The 15063-nt window shown below is 70.1% G+C and carries 13 protein-coding genes; 12 read left to right on the top strand and 1 reads right to left on the bottom strand.

Annotation, left to right across the window (positions count from 1 at the left end):
• Positions 1-148 precede the first annotated feature (148 nt).
• Complete coding sequence (locus HA039_RS30460; RefSeq protein ID WP_167034758.1) at positions 149-1102, bottom strand: NB-ARC domain-containing protein; 954 nt, start codon at positions 1100-1102, stop codon at positions 149-151.
• A gap of 235 nt (positions 1103-1337) precedes the next feature.
• Between HA039_RS30460 and HA039_RS30455 the strand changes: the two genes are divergently transcribed.
• The 12 genes from HA039_RS30455 to HA039_RS30400 all read left to right on the top strand — a co-directional run bounded on the left by HA039_RS30455 (position 1338) and on the right by HA039_RS30400 (position 15045).
• Complete coding sequence (locus tag HA039_RS30455) at positions 1338-3458, top strand: PP2C family protein-serine/threonine phosphatase (RefSeq protein WP_167034756.1); 2121 nt, start codon at positions 1338-1340, stop codon at positions 3456-3458.
• A 49-nt stretch (positions 3459-3507) separates the two neighbouring features.
• Complete coding sequence (locus tag HA039_RS30450) at positions 3508-4539, top strand: NsdA family TPR-like regulatory protein (RefSeq protein ID WP_481906682.1); 1032 nt, start codon at positions 3508-3510, stop codon at positions 4537-4539.
• Between the two features lie 31 nt (positions 4540-4570).
• Positions 4571-4939 carry a hypothetical protein gene (locus HA039_RS30445; protein ID WP_167034752.1) on the top strand — a complete coding sequence of 123 codons (369 nt, stop codon included), beginning with the start codon at positions 4571-4573 and terminating at the stop codon, positions 4937-4939.
• Between the two features lie 138 nt (positions 4940-5077).
• Positions 5078-6844 carry an MBL fold metallo-hydrolase gene (locus tag HA039_RS30440; RefSeq protein WP_167034750.1) on the top strand — a complete coding sequence of 589 codons (1767 nt, stop codon included), beginning with the start codon at positions 5078-5080 and terminating at the stop codon, positions 6842-6844.
• Positions 6845-6949: 105 nt separating this feature from the next.
• Positions 6950-8107 carry an alpha/beta fold hydrolase gene (locus tag HA039_RS30435; protein ID WP_167034748.1) on the top strand — a complete coding sequence of 386 codons (1158 nt, stop codon included), beginning with the start codon at positions 6950-6952 and terminating at the stop codon, positions 8105-8107.
• A 159-nt stretch (positions 8108-8266) separates the two neighbouring features.
• Positions 8267-8794: a hypothetical protein gene (locus tag HA039_RS30430; protein ID WP_243869841.1), complete on the top strand. Its 528-nt coding sequence runs from the start codon at positions 8267-8269 to the stop codon at positions 8792-8794.
• A gap of 47 nt (positions 8795-8841) precedes the next feature.
• The gene (locus tag HA039_RS30425; protein ID WP_167034746.1) at positions 8842-9903 is read left to right on the top strand and encodes an LLM class flavin-dependent oxidoreductase; all 1062 of its coding nucleotides are present in this window, start codon (positions 8842-8844) and stop codon (positions 9901-9903) included.
• Between the two features lie 49 nt (positions 9904-9952).
• The gene (locus HA039_RS30420; protein WP_425086392.1) at positions 9953-10612 is read left to right on the top strand and encodes a TetR/AcrR family transcriptional regulator; all 660 of its coding nucleotides are present in this window, start codon (positions 9953-9955) and stop codon (positions 10610-10612) included.
• Between the two features lie 64 nt (positions 10613-10676).
• Entirely contained in the window at positions 10677-11396 is a 720-nt protein-coding gene (locus HA039_RS30415) for a hemerythrin domain-containing protein (protein ID WP_243869839.1), read from the top strand.
• A 21-nt stretch (positions 11397-11417) separates the two neighbouring features.
• Positions 11418-11858: a MarR family winged helix-turn-helix transcriptional regulator gene (locus tag HA039_RS30410; protein ID WP_167034742.1), complete on the top strand. Its 441-nt coding sequence runs from the start codon at positions 11418-11420 to the stop codon at positions 11856-11858.
• Positions 11859-11927: 69 nt separating this feature from the next.
• Positions 11928-12791, top strand: a complete 864-nt coding sequence (locus HA039_RS30405) for an SDR family NAD(P)-dependent oxidoreductase (RefSeq protein WP_167034740.1) — start codon at positions 11928-11930, stop codon at positions 12789-12791.
• A 115-nt stretch (positions 12792-12906) separates the two neighbouring features.
• Positions 12907-15045, top strand: coding sequence for an MMPL family transporter (locus tag HA039_RS30400; protein ID WP_167034738.1), 2139 nt, complete (start codon positions 12907-12909; stop codon positions 15043-15045).
• Positions 15046-15063: the final 18 nt, after the last annotated feature.

The raw sequence follows: 15063 nt of genomic DNA, 5'->3' as shown, positions 1-15063 counted from the left end.
GGCGTCAGGCCCGTGCGCGCCGCGGCCTTCGAAGGCGGGCCGCTCCGTGCCGGTCGGCGAGCGGGCCGGTCATCGAACGGGCCGGTCGGCGGGCGGGCCGGTCGGCGGGCGGGCCGGTCGGCGGGCGGGCCGGTCCGACCCGGCCGAGTCAGAGGTCGGCGGCTGGGGGGAGGGACGGTGTCGCGGTTTCCCCGGCACTCTCCGCGGCGACGCGCAGGGCCAGGGGTAGGCCGGCGCAACGCCGTACCAGCGCCTCGGTCCCTTCCGGGTCGGCGTCGGCCCTCGCCCCGATCAGTTCCCGCAGCAGGTCCCGGGACGCCGTGTCGGACAGCGGCCCCAGTTCCAGCCGCCGGGCACCACGCCGCGCCACCAGAGCGCTGAGCCGGTCCCTGCTGGTCACCAGCACGCGGCAGGCGGGCGTGCCCGGCAGGAGGGGGAGCACCTGGTCCACGGTCGAGGCGTTGTCGAGAACGACGAGCAGTCGCAACTTCCATATGAGGCTGCGGTAGAGGGCGGCGCGCTCCGCGGTGGCGCGGGGCATGGCGGAATGCCCGACGCCGAGCGCTCTCAGGAACCGGGCGAGGATTTCGCCGGGATCGGCGGGACCGCTCCCGTACCCGTGCAGGTCGGCGTGGAGCTGGCCGCCGGTGAAGCGGTGCCGGACGCGGTGGGCCCAGTGCAACGCGAGGGCGGTCTTGCCGGTACCCGCCGCACCGGTGATCACGGCGACGGTGGCCGTCGGAGTCTCGTCCGACAGGTCACCGAGCACCTCGTCGAGCGTGCCGAGGACGGCGTCGCGGCCGGTGAACGGGAAGACCGCGGAGGGGAGTTGGGCGGGGAACAGCTGACCGGCCGCGAACGGGGCACGTAACCCGGCCTCCTGACCGGTTCCGGTCAGTGCCTGCACGACGAGCTTGCACGTGTGCGCCCTCGCGGGGCGGCCCGCCTCCATGTTCCGTACGGTACGGACGCTGACGCCGGCCTGGCAGGCCAGCTCCTCCTGGGTGTAGAAGAGTTCCGCCCTCCGCACGCGCACCCACCGCGCGAAGCCGCCGGTGTCCCGCTCCTCCACCACACCAACCACCGCATCTCCCCTGGTCATCGCTATGTTAGCGACTCCCGAAGGGCCCAGCGCCGTACTTCGCGGGAGCGGGCCACGTTTCGCCTCCCACGACGGGCACTCCCGAGACGCCTCCCACCCGTACACGCGGGCATCCCGTCGACGGTGGAGCGGCCTGTAGTCTTATTTGATGTATATGCACCATATGCCATCATGCTAGGGCGGTCGGCCGAGCGTGCGGGCACACCCTTCCGGCGAAGGAATGGCGGGTAACAGGATGGGGAACGACGTCGCGCGGTGCTCCACCCACGACATCGACCGGGCGCTCCTGGACGTGGTCCGGCTGACGGGCGCCCATGTCGGCGCCGTGTACGAGTGTGTGCCACAGGAGCACGTCATTCGCATGACGGTGGTGACAGGGGTGTCCAGGCGCATAGCCCAGCCCTGGTCCCGTGTGGCGATGTCCGCGCCCGTGCCGGTCGCCGAGGCGGCGCGCGAGCGGCGGCTGATATGGCTGAGCGGCCATTCGGAGGTGGCGCGCCGCTATCCCCGTACGGCGCTGGCCTTCCCGTACCACTCGTCGATGTGCGTCGCCCCCCTCCTGGCCGGATCGACCTGTTGGGGTGTGGTTCTCCTCCTGTGGCCGGGCAACCGCGCTCCCCGGCTCACCTGCCGGGAGACCGACGCGATCACCTCCGCGGCCGACCGGATGGGCGAGGTTCTCCAGGAGGCCCGGATACCGGACGAACCGGTGAGGGACCCCTCGCCCCTGCGCACCCTGGCCCACGCGCGTCCGGCCGCGCGCCGGACCGAGGCGGAGGCGCACGCCGGTGCCGATCTCGTCGAGCGTCTTCATGAGGGCCTGTTCGCGATGGACCTCGACGGCCGCGTCACGTACCTCAACGAACAAGCGGCCGTGCTGCTCGGCGGCGAACGGCCGGCGACGACGGGTGCCCGTCTGTGGGAGGCATTGCCCTGGCTGGACGATCCGGCCTACGAGAACCTGTACCTCTCCGCGCTCTTCAGCCGCCTTCCGACGTCGTTCACGGCGCTCAAGCCGCCGGATACCTGGCTCTCCTTCCGCCTCTTCCCGGACCTGACCGGTGTCAGTGCCCGCGTCGCACCGGCCTCGGCCCCGGACGCGGGACCCCCGCGGGCACCCGACCCGCCGATGGGCGCACAGAGCGGTGCCGGCTCCCTCTTCCATCTGATGCACCTGTCCTCGGCCCTGACCCAGGCGGTCGGGGTGAAGGACGTGACGGGCTGCGTCACCGACCAGATCATGCCCGTCATCAACGCCCACGGCCTGGCCCTGGTGAGCGCCGACGACGAAAGGCTGAGGATTCTCAGCTCCCTCGGCTTCCCGGAAGCACTCACCGAACGGCTCGACGGCCTGCCCCTGACGGTGAACAGCGCCGGCGCCCGGGCCATCCGGTCGGGCATCCCCTCCTTCTTCGCCGACGACGACGAACTGGTCCGGGCCTACCCCCACTTGAAGGACCTCTACAGCGACCTCGGACCCGTCTGCTACCTACCGCTCCTGGCCTCCGGCCGGACCGTCGGCTGCTGCGTCCTGCGCTTCCCGCGCCCCCACCCGTTCCCGCACGAGGAACGCGCCGCGCTCACGTCGCTGGCCGGAATGATCGCCCAGGCACTGGAACGGGCTCGTCTGTACGACACCCAGTCGCAGATCGCCCGCGGGCTCCAGGCCGTCCTGCTGCCCAGGACCCTGCCGGACATCCCCGGGCTCGGCGTCACCGCTCGCTATCTCCCGGCGACCTCCGGAATGGACATCGGGGGTGACTTCTACGATCTGATCCGCCTCGACCACCACCGTGTCGCCGCCGTCATCGGGGACGTCCAGGGACACAACGTCAACGCCGCCGCGTTGATGGGCCAGCTCCGTACCGCCATCCAGGCGCACGCCACCTCGGGCGCACCTCCGGAGGAGGTTCTGAAACGGACCAACCGGCTGATCCACGGCCTCGACCCAGGGCTCTTCGCCAGCTGCCTCTACGCCGAGCTGGACCTGCGGGACGGGACGGCCCGCGCGGCCGTCGCCGGGCACCCGCCCCTGATCCTGGCGCCGCCCGGGCGCACCGCCGGCGTCCTCGACACCACACCCGGAGTTCCTCTCGGCATCGAAGCCGAATCGGCGTACGAGGCCACCGTATTCCGAACGCCTCCGGGTTCTCTGCTCACCCTGTACACCGACGGCCTCGTCGAAAGGCCCGGGACCGACCTCGGAGCGGCCATCGACGACCTCGCCGGTCAGATCGAGGGTCTGCGCTCACGTCCTCTCGACGTCGTCGCGGACGAACTGATCGACCAGGCATGGCGTAACGGCCAGGGTCGCGACGACATCGCCCTGCTCCTCATCCGCCCGCACGCGCCCTAGGACGCGTCAGCCGGCACCGGGCGGTTCGTCGGCACCCGGCGGTTCAAGCGTGCACCAGAATTCGAGGCCCGGCCCGACCCAGGGCCGGCCGGTCGCCCCAGGGGCGGAAGGGGAACACACCGTGGCCGTCCAGCACACCCGCACCCCACCGCACGACACCCGTCCGCGCGAGCCCCGCATCCCTGCCGGGGAGCCGGGACACGAGGGGCCGGACAGGGAAGCCGTCCGCCTCTCGATCGGCAAGCTCCTCGACCATGACCGACGGCACGGTCCGGAGCAGGTGGCGGACGCCGCTCTCGCGCTCTGGAGGAATCACGCGCACACCACCGGCAGAGTGCGCACACCGCATCTCGCCACCGAGGCGGAGATCGCGCAGGTCGCCGGATGGCTGCTCTTTCACGCCGACCGTCAGGGAGAGGCACACCGCGCGCTGCTGAAGGCCGCGCACCTGGCCCGGCTCGCGGGCGAGCCGGGCTTCCGCTCGTTCGTCCTCGACCTGCTGTCCATGCACGCCGTCGAGACCGGCGACGTGGGCGAGGCCGTCGCCCTCGCGGACGCGGTGCTCTCCAGCTCGCGCGCGTCGCCCCGCCTTCACGTGATGGCACATGTCCGCAAGGCGCGGGCGTACGCGATCATCGGCGAAAGGGCCAGGGCCCTGCGGGAGATCGACCAGGCCAAGGTGAACGTACTCGACTCCGTGGCCGAGACCGATCCGGACTGGTCGCGGTGGATCGACCTGCGCCAGGTGGCCACCCATGAGACGGAGATCCTGGCGCGGGTCGGCCACGGGGAAGCAGCGCTCGAACGCCTCGTCGGCACATCGGAAGCGGCCGGTACCCCACTCCAGAGACTCACCTCGCTGGTCGCGATATGCGGAACGGCGGCGAGGCTCACCGCGTGGCGCGAGGTCGGGAGCACCACGCAGGAGATCGCCGTGCTGCTCCCGCAGACGCCGTTCGCTCTGCCCCTGGCCCGGTTCCGCAGAATGGCCGGCCGCGTCGACCGGAGCAACGCCCCGGTGGCGCTCAAGCGTCTTGTCCGCCACGTCGCGGACGGCCCCACAGCCCTTGTCCGCGCATAGCCGACGGCTCAGAGAAGGGAAGGTCAGCGCGATGACTTCGTTCGGTGACGGCCTGGCGGAGGACGTCACCCTTGAGTGCTCGATGGGCAACCTCGCGGTCAGGGGGCGTGACGCCGTACGGGCGCGGCTGACGACGGTCGGCGGGTTCCACGACAACTGGGTGCATCGTTTCAGCGCCTACGCCGGCGACTACGGCATGGAAGAGTACGAGGGAATGGTCGCGGGACAGCCCGTCAAGGTCACGGTGACCACGCACCGGAACGCGGAGGGCAATTACGGACTCGCTCGTGATAAGCCACCGCCCGCTCTCCGCGGCGCTGACGTTGTCACGCCTCGTCGCCGAATCGTCCATCGGCGAGTGAGCGAGGCCCTGAAAACCCGTTGTCCCCAATGCGGTTGACGTGTGATTGATGTATATGCAACAGTTGCCCGAGCCAGGTTTTTGACGTCGCATGTTGCATATACACCACACTGCATCCACGGGCCCCTGCCCGCCTGCTCATGACCAGCCGTCATTCCGCCCCACTGGAGACACACCATGACCCCCCACTCCTCCAGCGCTCCGTCGAGCCGACCGCCGAATCCGGACCTCTCCCCACCGGGGATCACCCGGAACCTGACCGCCGAGGCGATGATGACGGCGGCCCGTTGGCCGAACGCGACTCCGCAGCTCGTTCTGGCGCTGTCCGGCGTGCTCACGGCGAGCCGCCGATTCGGCGAGGCGTACCACTTCTTCCACGAACTGGCCGGGCAGCGTCCCGACCAGCCCCTTCTCGCGGCCGTGGCCGGTTCGTTCCGCGCGAGGCTGCCCGGCCGGATCGGGGAAGCCGTGAACACGCTGGACACGGCGGTCGCGGCCCTGCCCGGTCTGCCGAACTACTTCCGCGGCCTGGTGCTCGCCGAGCTGCCGCCGGAGGCCGGCCGTACCGGTGACGCCGTCGCCGATCTGGAGCGCGTCCTCGCCCTCGGCGACGCCTTTCCGATCGGTCCGCGGCGCGGGGCGTACCGTGCGCTGGCCAGGGCGTACGAGCTGCTCGGCCGCACCGAGGACGCCGCGGCGGCGCGCCGGAAGGCGGGCCTCGACGCCCAGCCGGACCTGCCGCCGCTGAGCACCGACTACTGGGTCAACGAGCGGGACGGGTTCCGGTTCGCGCCGCGGCGGTTCCGTGAACTGGCGGAGGGCGTCCACGTCACCCAGGGCTTCGGGTTCGGCGAGATCGGGTTCGTCGTGACCGACTCCTCGCTGGTCGTCATCGACGCCGGTGGTACGAACGAGCAGGCACGCGCGGCGCTTCGGGCGATGCGCGAGATCTCCGACCTGCCCGTCAGCCACGTGATCCTCACTCACGGCCACTGGGACCACATCGGGGGCGTGGACGAACTCCGCGGACCCGGTGTCGAGGTGATCGCCCAGGCCGGATTCGCCGCCGAGGTCGAGGCGCAGAACGCCGGGTTCGTCCCCTGGACCAGGTTCCTGCCCGCGGGCGCCGGACACCGGCACGACGTCGTGCCCGACCGGCTGATCGGCGAACCGGAGTCCTTGACGGTCGGCGGTGTCGACATACGCCTGCTCCCGGTGCACGGCGGGGAGACGGACGACGCGCTGCTCGTCCACCTGCCGGGACGCGACGTCGTGTTCGTCGGCGACATCCTGATGCCCCACCTGGGTGCTCCCTTCTTCGCCGAAGGATCGGCCGAGGGCCTGCTCGACACCCTCCGTCTGCTCGACGACCTCGGACCCGCCCTGCTCGTCCACGGGCACGCGCCACTGACCGCGGCCTTCACCCCGGTCGCGCTGGCCGGGCTGCGCCCCGCACTGGAAGACCTGTACCGGGTCGTCCGCGGCGACATCACCGCGGGACGTACGGTGCACGACATCCTCGACCGCAACCACATGCCCGACGTCCTGCGCTCCCACCCGGCCTCGGTGCTTCCGTACATCCTGTTGCGCGACAACGTCGTCCGGCGTGTCCAACGCCAGCACACCGGCTACTGGCAGCCCGATCTCGACAGCGTCGACCCGGTCTCGCCGAAGGAGTGGACCGCCGTCCTGGAGTTGCTCAGCGGCGGGAAGGCGGACGTCTACACCGACACGATCGAAACGCTGCTCGAACGGGACGACCTGGCGCCGGCGCTGAGGGTGGCCGACGCCGCTCTCCAAAGCCACCCCGGCAGCGCGACGTTGGCCGAGCTCCGGCGTCGGACGCTGCTGCGGCTGGTCGAACGCCACCAGCAGACGGCCCCGTTCAAGTTCGTCGTCTACTCCGAGCTGGCGGATCTCTCCGTTCCCGAAATGACCGGCTGATCACTTCGTCCCCACCGCTGACGTGCGCGGACGCGGATCATGACGCGGCCCTACGACTCGACGTGTGATCGCGCCGCGCCCTCTTCGCCGAAAGGACCGACAAGCATGAGGAAGCTCCCCAGCCTCCTACTGGCCCTCCTCGTCGTGGCGGTGAGTGGTGTCACTCACCGCACGGCGAGTCCGGCGCAGGCCCCCGCTCAACGGCGGACCGCCGCCGAGGCATCCCTGAGCGTGCTGTCCTCCGACCGACCGACCACCGTGGTCAACCCCCGCCAGCAAGACGTCACTTACACCGACTACACGTTCCGCGACGGCGAGACGCTCGCCCGGTTGCGCCTCCACTACGCCCTGCTCGGCACCCCGCACGTGAACCGGCACGGAACCGTCGACAACGCGGTTCTCCTCCTGCACTGGACGGGGGCCGCCGGCCAGAACCTCTTGACCCCGGAATTCCAGGACGCCCTCTTCGCCCCGGGTGCCCCCTTCGACATCACCCGCTACTTCGTGATCATTCCGGACGCCGTCGGGCACGGCGGGTCGAGCAAGCCCAGCGACGGCCTGAGGGCCGGCTTCCCGCACTACGGGTACCAGGACATGGTCGATCTCCAGCACAAGCTGGTCACGGAGACGCTCGGCATCCCCCACCTGCGTGCCGTGGTGGGAATGTCCATGGGATGCATGAACGCCTGGCAGTGGGCCGAGGCGTACCCCGACGCGATGGACGGGATCATGCCGGTGGCGTGCTTTCCGGCGCCGGTCAGCGGCCGCAACCTGCTGTGGCGCCGGGTGATCATCGACGGCGTCAAGTCCGATCCGGCCTACGAGAACGGGAACTACCGGCAGCAGCCGCCCTCCGCGGCCGTGGCGTTCAACGTGGCCCAGATGATGATCAACGGGGTGCCCAACCTCCAGGCGCAGATCACCTCGCCCCAGGCCGCGGACCAGTACATACAGGCCGTGAAGTCGCAGACCGCGGGCCAGGACGCGAACGACCTCCTCTACGCCTTCGAGGCGTCGGCGGACTTCGACGCCGAACCACGCCTGGGAGACATCCGGGCCAAGGTCTTCGCCCTCAACTTCGCGGACGACGAGTTCTACCCCGACAGCCTGCGGATCCTGGAGCGCGACAGTGCCGAGGTGCGGAACGCGAAGGTCGTGATCCGTCCGGCCTCCGCCGACTCGGTCGGGCACCTCTCCATGAGCCGCCCCGGCCTCTGGAAGGACCAGGCCGCGCGTTTCCTGCTCTGGCTGAACACGGCCTGACACGAGGCGATGACGCCGTGCTCGGACGCCGAGCAGGCCGCACAGCCAAGTGGTGCGCCCGCTCCGATTTAACTGGTGCGGGCGCACCATTTAGAGGTAGCGTGGTCCCGCCGGGAGCGCGACGCACGCGCTCCCACGGCCGACGAGAGGTGGAACGTCATGGGCGACTCCGACAACAACGCCGCCGGCAGCCAGGAACGCGCAGGTCAGGACGTGGGCTTCCGGATGGATGAACTCTCCTTCTTCCTGGGCTCCTGGGACGCGCCGGGAAAGTTTCACCACACTCCCTTCGCCCCGGAGAAGCCGATCCACATGGACATAGTCGGTTCCGGCGAGCTCGATCCGCACTTCCTGCGGATCAGCACCGCCGAGCGACCCACTCCGGAGAACAGGAATCCGCTGCGCGCGACCTACCTGTGGGGGTACGACACCGCGTCGGACGAATTCGTCGCCGACTGGTTCGACAGCAACGGGGGCCGGGCGCGCCAGCGTTCCACGGGCTGGAGCGGCGACACCCTCGTCTTCGAGGGGACGATCACGATGGCCGGTGCCACCGTGCCGCTGCGTGACACGTTCACGCGGCACGACCAGGACTCCTACCACCACATCGGCGAGATCGACCTCGGGCAGGGGTGGATCCCGGTCGACGAGGAAGACGTCCGCCGGGTCTCCCCGTCCGCCGCATGACCTCCCCGTCGCACGCCGTCGAGGACCCCGCCGGAAGACAACGCCCCATGAACGCACCACTCCCCGCCACGGACGTCGGGATCGCGTCCCTCACCGACATCCAGTCCCCGACGGTCGACGGGAGGAACGTGACCACCGGGGAACGGCACCGCCGGCTCGTCGTCCTCGGGGAGACCGCCGAGCGGCTCGGTCTGGACCACATAGGAATCGGCGAGCACCACAGTCCCGACTTCGCGGTCTCCTCTCCCGCGGTGGTGCTGGCCGCGATCGCGGCCCGTACCTCGACCATCCGGCTCACCAGTTCGGTCAGCACGCTGAGCACCCTCGATCCGGTACGGCTCTACGAAGACTTCGCCACGCTGGATCTCGTCAGCGCCGGCCGCGCGGAGGTCACGGTGGGCCGCAGCGCCTATCCCGACCCGTTCCGGCTGTTCGGGGTGCCCATGGAGAAGTACGACGCCGTGTTCGAGGAGAAGCTGGAGCTCTTCCTGCGCGTCCGCGGCACCGCGCACGTCACCTGGCGCGGACGCTTCCGCAGCGGGCTCGACGCCGCCGCGGTCGTCCCTCGCGCCCAGCAGGATCCCCTGCCGGTCTGGGTCGGCGTCGGGGGTACTCCCGAGAGCGCCGAGCGGGCCGGACGGCTGGGACTGCCCATGATGCTCGGATACATCGGCGGGCCCGCCGAACGCCTCGCGTACCTCGCCGCGCGCTACCGGGCCGCCGGCGAGGAGGCGGGGACCACCGACCGGCTCCGCCTCGGCCTCGGTGTCCACTTCTTCGCCACGGACAGCGCCGCGAACGCCCGTGACACGTACCCCTACTACCGGGAGTTCCTGCGGCCCAAGAGTCCGAATGGTGGCGGCTTCACCGTACTGCCGGAGCAGTTCGAGGCCGGTCTGGGACCGCACGGACACCTCCTGGTCGGGACCCCCGAGCACATCACCGAGAAGGCGCTCCGCCTCCACGAAGCGATCCGGTTCGATCGTCTCCAAGCCCTGGTCGACTGGGGTGGCCTGCCGGAAGACGCGGTCGGCTCCTCCCTGGAGCACCTGGGCCGGACCATCGCTCCGGCGCTACGGGACGCGTCCCACCACGCCGCTCCGGCATAGGATCGGCAGTCGACCCGCACACGAAGCTCCCAGACCGAGGAGTGTGGTCTTGTACGAGGACACCGTTCCGCCCCGGCAGCGCCGTACGGACGCGCGACGGAACCGCGTGAAAGTGCTCACCGCGGCGACGGACCTGTACGCCGCGCGCGGTCTGGAGGTGTCGCTCAACGAGATCGCGCGGCACGCGAAGGTGGGGATCGCGACCCTTCAGCGCAACTTTCCCCAGCGGGAAGACCTGGTGGCCGAGGTATTCGCTCCCCGGGTACGCGAGTACGCGGACGCGGCGGAAGCGGCGGCGGAGAACCCGGATCCCTGGGCGGCGTTCCGCGGCTACGTGGAGCTCGTGTGCCGGATGCAGTGTGAGGACCGGGGTTTCGCGGCCGTACTGAACACGAGCTTTCCGGCCTCGGCGGAACTGGAAGCCGAACGGCGGCGCGCCCTGCGGGGATTCACGCGCCTGGTCCGTCGCGCGAAGGAGGCCGGAGTCCTGCGCGGGGACTTCTCCCCGCACGACCTGCCGTTGTTCCTGCTCGCCAACGCGGGGGTGGTCATCGGAACCGGCTCCAACGCGGCGAAGGCGTCACGCCGCCTGACCGCCTTCTTCCTCCAGTCCTGCGCGCTGGTCGACAGCGAACCGCTGCCGGCGGGGCCACCCGCCCGCAGTCTGCTGCGGACACTGGACCCACCCCTCCCACCCACCCCTCAGTGAATTCCCGTCCGCGATCCCCGGCCCCTGGGCCGGGCGTCGCGTCACCGACCGACAGAGGCAACCTGTGACAACCCAAGCCGGCGAGAGCATGGCGGACGTCCGCGACATGTACACAGCGCACGTGATGCTGCGTCGCGAGTTCCGTCTCCTGCCCGGACTCGTCCGAGGCGTACCCCCGGGCGACATCAAGCGCGCCAAGATCGTCGCGACCCACGCCGAGAAGATCTGCCTCGTGCTGCATCTGCACCACGAGGGCGAGGACCTCGTCCTGTGGCCACTCCTCCTGGAGCGCGGCGGCGAGCAGACCTCGGCCATCGTGCCCACCATGGAGGAGCAGCACCACGGGATCGAGACGGCGCTCCGCGACGTGACCGAGCTGCTGGCCGCCTGGAAGGAGAGCGCCCGGGGCGGCGAGCTGCTCGCCGCGTCCTGCGAAACGCTGAGCGCCCGCCTCCAGGAGCACATGGCCATGGAGGAGGAGAGAATCCTTCCCTTGGTCGAGGAGCACGTCACCGCCGCGGAATGGGCCCAGCTCGGAGAGCACGGCCTGAACGGCACCCCCAAGCAGGACCTGCCGCTCGTGCTCGGCATGGTGATGTACGAGGGCGACCCGCTGGTGTTGAAGGAGATTCTCTCCAAGGCTCCCCTCGCCGCCCGCCTGGTGATGCCGTTCGTGGGTCCGCGCGTCTACGCCCGCCACGCCAGGCGTGTGTACGGCACGCCCACCCCACCGCGCGTCGGCGACGGACACATCGAACCCGGCCCCGGCTTGACATCCGCTTGATGCAGCTACAACAATGGACCCATGGGAGAGTCCTCCGTCAGAGAGATCGTGCATGACTGTCTGGCCGTGCGGGTCCGGCTGATCGGGCGCGCCGTCACCAGTCTCTACGACGGCGCGCTCGACCGCCACGGAGTGACCATCGCCCAGGTCAACCTTCTGGCCGCCCTGGGCGCGGCGGGCCCGTGCCCTCCCTCGAAGCTGGGCGACGTGCTCCAACTGGAGAGATCGACGGTCAGCCGGAACCTGAAACTGCTGCTGCATCACGGCTGGGTCGAGATCGTGTCGTCCGACGCCAAAGGGATACGGGAGATCGAGCTGACCCCCGCCGGCCGGGCCAAGATCGAGTCGGTGATGCCCGAGTGGCGGCAGGCCCAGCGAGAGGCCGCACGGATCCTGGGGGCGACAGGCGTCACCGCGCTCCAGGGGATCGCGAGCGGCATGGGCTATCCGCCGGGCGCGTAGACACAAGGGCCGGCCCGCGGCCCATTATTTTCGGCCCACATGTTGCATATACAACGTCGAGGGAAGTGTGTGATCGTGTTCTTCGAGAACAAGGTGGTACTGATCACGGGGGCATCGCGGGGAATCGGCAGAGCCGTCGCTCTGGCGTTCGCCCGGGAAGGAGCGCAACTCGTTCTCGCGGCGCGCTCGGCCCCACGGCTCGACCAGGTGGAGACCGAGGCGCGCACACTGGGCTCGCAAGTGCTGTCGGTGCCGACCGACGTGACCTCCGAGAGTGACGTGGCGGCCCTGGTGGAAGCCGCGACCCGTCGATTCGGGAGAATCGACGTCCTGGTGAACAACGCCGGAATCGGAAAGGTCGGCGAGATCGAATCCGAGGAATTCCCGGACAAGGTCCACCAGACGCTCCAGGCGAGCCTTTTCGGAATGATCAGCGTGACGCGACACGTACTGCCGGTCTTCCGGCAGCAGGGGTCGGGCGCGATTGTCAACATGTCGTCCGTGATGGGACGCAAGGCGTTCTCCCGCTTCGGCTCCTACGCGATCGTGATGCACGCCGTCTCCGCCTTCTCGGACAGCCTCCGCCAGGAGGTCAAGGGCGGCGGGATCGGCGTCTCGGTGATCTATCCGGCCCTTACCGCCACGGACCTGCTGCGCGACGCGGAGGCCGACGAGATGCCTCCGCCGTTCCGGCACATGACCCCGCTGACGCCGGAGGGCGTCGCGCGGGCCGTGGTGTCCGCGGTGCGACATGGCAAGCGCCGCGTGGTGCTGCCACGGATGGCGAACATGCTTCTCCTGGGAGAGGCGTTCTCACCCCGTATCGGTGACTTCATCGCGAGCGCGCTCGCGCAGCGGCCCGTCACCACATTCCTCGGGATGAGCCGGGGACAGACCTACCACGAAACGCTCGCGAGTCGGCGAAGCACGTAGAGAGACCTCGGCACATTCCTGTCCACGGAGGGCCGGAGGGAAGTCCCCTCGATCAGGCCCTCCGTTTTTTCTGCCCAGATCAAGCATGGCCACATTCATTCGGGAGGGGAGTTCTGTGCTCACCGCATTCGCTGTCGCAGTTCATCGCAGGGCAAAACTGGTACTTGTCCTGGCCGCGGTCGCCGTGGTCGCCATGGGCGTCCTGGGGGCAGGCGCGTTCGCCCAGTTGAAGGGGGGTGGTTTTGACGCCGAAGGCGCTCCTTCCACCCGGGCGGGACAGATCGTCGACGACACCTTCGGCGGCCCGCCCAATCTGGTTCTCCTGGTCCAGGCGCGCACCGGATCGGTGGACGCGGCCGGCCCCGAGGCGTCGGGGACCGCGCTGGCCGAGAAGCTGGCCGCGGAACCCGGCGTACACAAGGTCACGTCGTACTGGCAGTCCCACAGTTCCGCCCTCAGGTCGAAGGACGGCACGTCCGCGGAGATCGTCGCCAACGTGGACCAGGAGGACACCGCGTTGATCGACCACCTCACCACCACCTACGCGCGCGACAACGCCGAGGTCACCGTGGAGGCCGGCGGCGGGGCCGTCGTCAATCGCACGGTCACCTCGCAGGTGAGGAAGGACCTCGCCCGGGCGGAGTTGATCGCGATTCCCCTGACCCTGCTCCTGCTCGTCCTGGCCTTCGGTGGCTTCGTCGCGGCCATGCTGCCGCTCGCCGTAGGGCTGGTGGCGATTCTCGGTACCTTCGCGGAGCTCGCGGTACTCGGGCGGTTCCTCGACGTGTCGGTCTTCGGCATCAACCTGACCACCGCGCTCGGTCTCGCCCTGGGCGTCGACTACGCGCTGCTGATGGTGGCCCGCTACCGCGAACTGGCCGCGCGGGGCGCCGATCCCCGTACCGCCGTGGTGACCACCGTACGTACCGCCGGCCGGACCATCCTCTTCTCCGCGGCCACGGTCATCGCCGCGCTGTCCGCCCTGCTGGTCTTCCCGCTGTACTTCCTGCGCTCGTTCGCCTACGCGGGCATCGGCGTGGTCGCCGTGGCCGCGGTGGCGGCCCTGGTCCTGGTGCCCGCGTTGCTGACCGTGCTGGGCCACCGCGTCGAGGCGGGGCGGCTGCCGTGGTCCAAGGGCAGGCCCAGTGGCGGCGAGGCGCCGTTCTGGGGTCGGCTCGCCGGTGCGGTCATGCGCCGGCCCCTGGTGGCGCTCGCACCGCTGGCGCTGCTGCTGGTCATGGCCGGCCCCCTGACCCACGCCGTCTTCGGCACACCCGACCAAGGGGTGCTGCCCCCGTCGAGCCAGGCACGGCAGACCTCCGACCAGCTGCGCACCGACTTCGCCGGCGACCAGGCCACCTCGATGCAGGTGGTCGTCAAGGGTGATCCCGGCGCGCTGCCGGACGAACTGAAGAACCTGCCGCACGTCGTCCATGTCACCGGCGCCGAGAAGGACGGCACCCATCTCCTCACCGTGTACAGCGACCTGGACGGCCATTCGACAGCCGCGCAGGACCTGGTCGGCGACATCCGCGCCCTGCCCGCCCCGCACGCGTCGAGCGTGCTCGTCACCGGTGACGCCGCCAAACTGGTCGACACCAAACACGCCATCGGCGTACGACTCCCCTACGCCGCCGGCCTGGTGGGTCTGACCACCCTGATCGTGCTCTTCCTGTTCACCGGCAGCGTCGCCCAGCCCATCCGCGCGCTGATCCTCAACCTCCTGGGCATCTCGGCCTCCATCGGCACCATGGTGTGGGTCTTCCAGGACGGCCACTTCGCCTCCTGGCTCGGCTTCACCCCCCGCCCCATGGACACCGCGATGACCGTGGCCCTGTTCTGCATCGCCTTCGGACTCTCCATGGACTACGAGGTGTTCCTCACCAGCCGTATCAAGGAACTCCACGACGCCGGCGCCGGGCCCGTCGACTCCGTCACCCAGGGACTCTCCCGCACGGGCCGGATCGTCTCCACCGCCGCCGGACTCCTCGCCGTCAGCTTCTTCGCCTTCGGCACCGCCTCGGTGAGCTTCCTCCAGATGTTCGGCATCGGCTGCGGACTCGCCATCCTCATGGACGCCCTCCTCATCCGCGGCATCCTCGTCCCCGCCGCCATGCGGCTCCTCGGCCGCCACGCCTGGTCCGCGCCGCGCCCCCTGCGCCGCCTGCACGACCGGATCGGCCTGTCCGACACCGACAGCGGCACCGAGCCCCCGCGCAAGGAGCTCACCGTCGTCGGCGGATCCGCCGGCTGACAGACCCACAGCAGGACG

The sequence above is a fragment of the Streptomyces liangshanensis genome, from assembly GCF_011694815.1.
GTDB lineage: Bacteria > Actinomycetota > Actinomycetes > Streptomycetales > Streptomycetaceae > Streptomyces > Streptomyces liangshanensis.
The sequence above is the reverse complement of the archived record's forward strand: the minus strand, read 5'-3'. Positions and strand labels throughout refer to the sequence as shown.

Excerpts from the sequence above, each read along its gene's own strand:
- HA039_RS30460 (WP_167034758.1), bottom strand. The coding sequence starts at position 1,102 with ATGACCAGGGGAGATGCGGTGGTTGGTGTGGTGGAGGAGCGGGACACC.
- HA039_RS30455 (WP_167034756.1), top strand. The coding sequence starts at position 1,338 with ATGGGGAACGACGTCGCGCGGTGCTCCACCCACGACATCGACCGGGCG.
- HA039_RS30445 (WP_167034752.1), top strand. The coding sequence starts at position 4,571 with ATGACTTCGTTCGGTGACGGCCTGGCGGAGGACGTCACCCTTGAGTGC.
- HA039_RS30440 (WP_167034750.1), top strand. The coding sequence starts at position 5,078 with ATGACCCCCCACTCCTCCAGCGCTCCGTCGAGCCGACCGCCGAATCCG.
- HA039_RS30435 (WP_167034748.1), top strand. The coding sequence starts at position 6,950 with ATGAGGAAGCTCCCCAGCCTCCTACTGGCCCTCCTCGTCGTGGCGGTG.
- HA039_RS30430 (WP_243869841.1), top strand. The coding sequence starts at position 8,267 with ATGGGCGACTCCGACAACAACGCCGCCGGCAGCCAGGAACGCGCAGGT.
- HA039_RS30425 (WP_167034746.1), top strand. The coding sequence starts at position 8,842 with ATGAACGCACCACTCCCCGCCACGGACGTCGGGATCGCGTCCCTCACC.
- HA039_RS30410 (WP_167034742.1), top strand. The coding sequence starts at position 11,418 with ATGGGAGAGTCCTCCGTCAGAGAGATCGTGCATGACTGTCTGGCCGTG.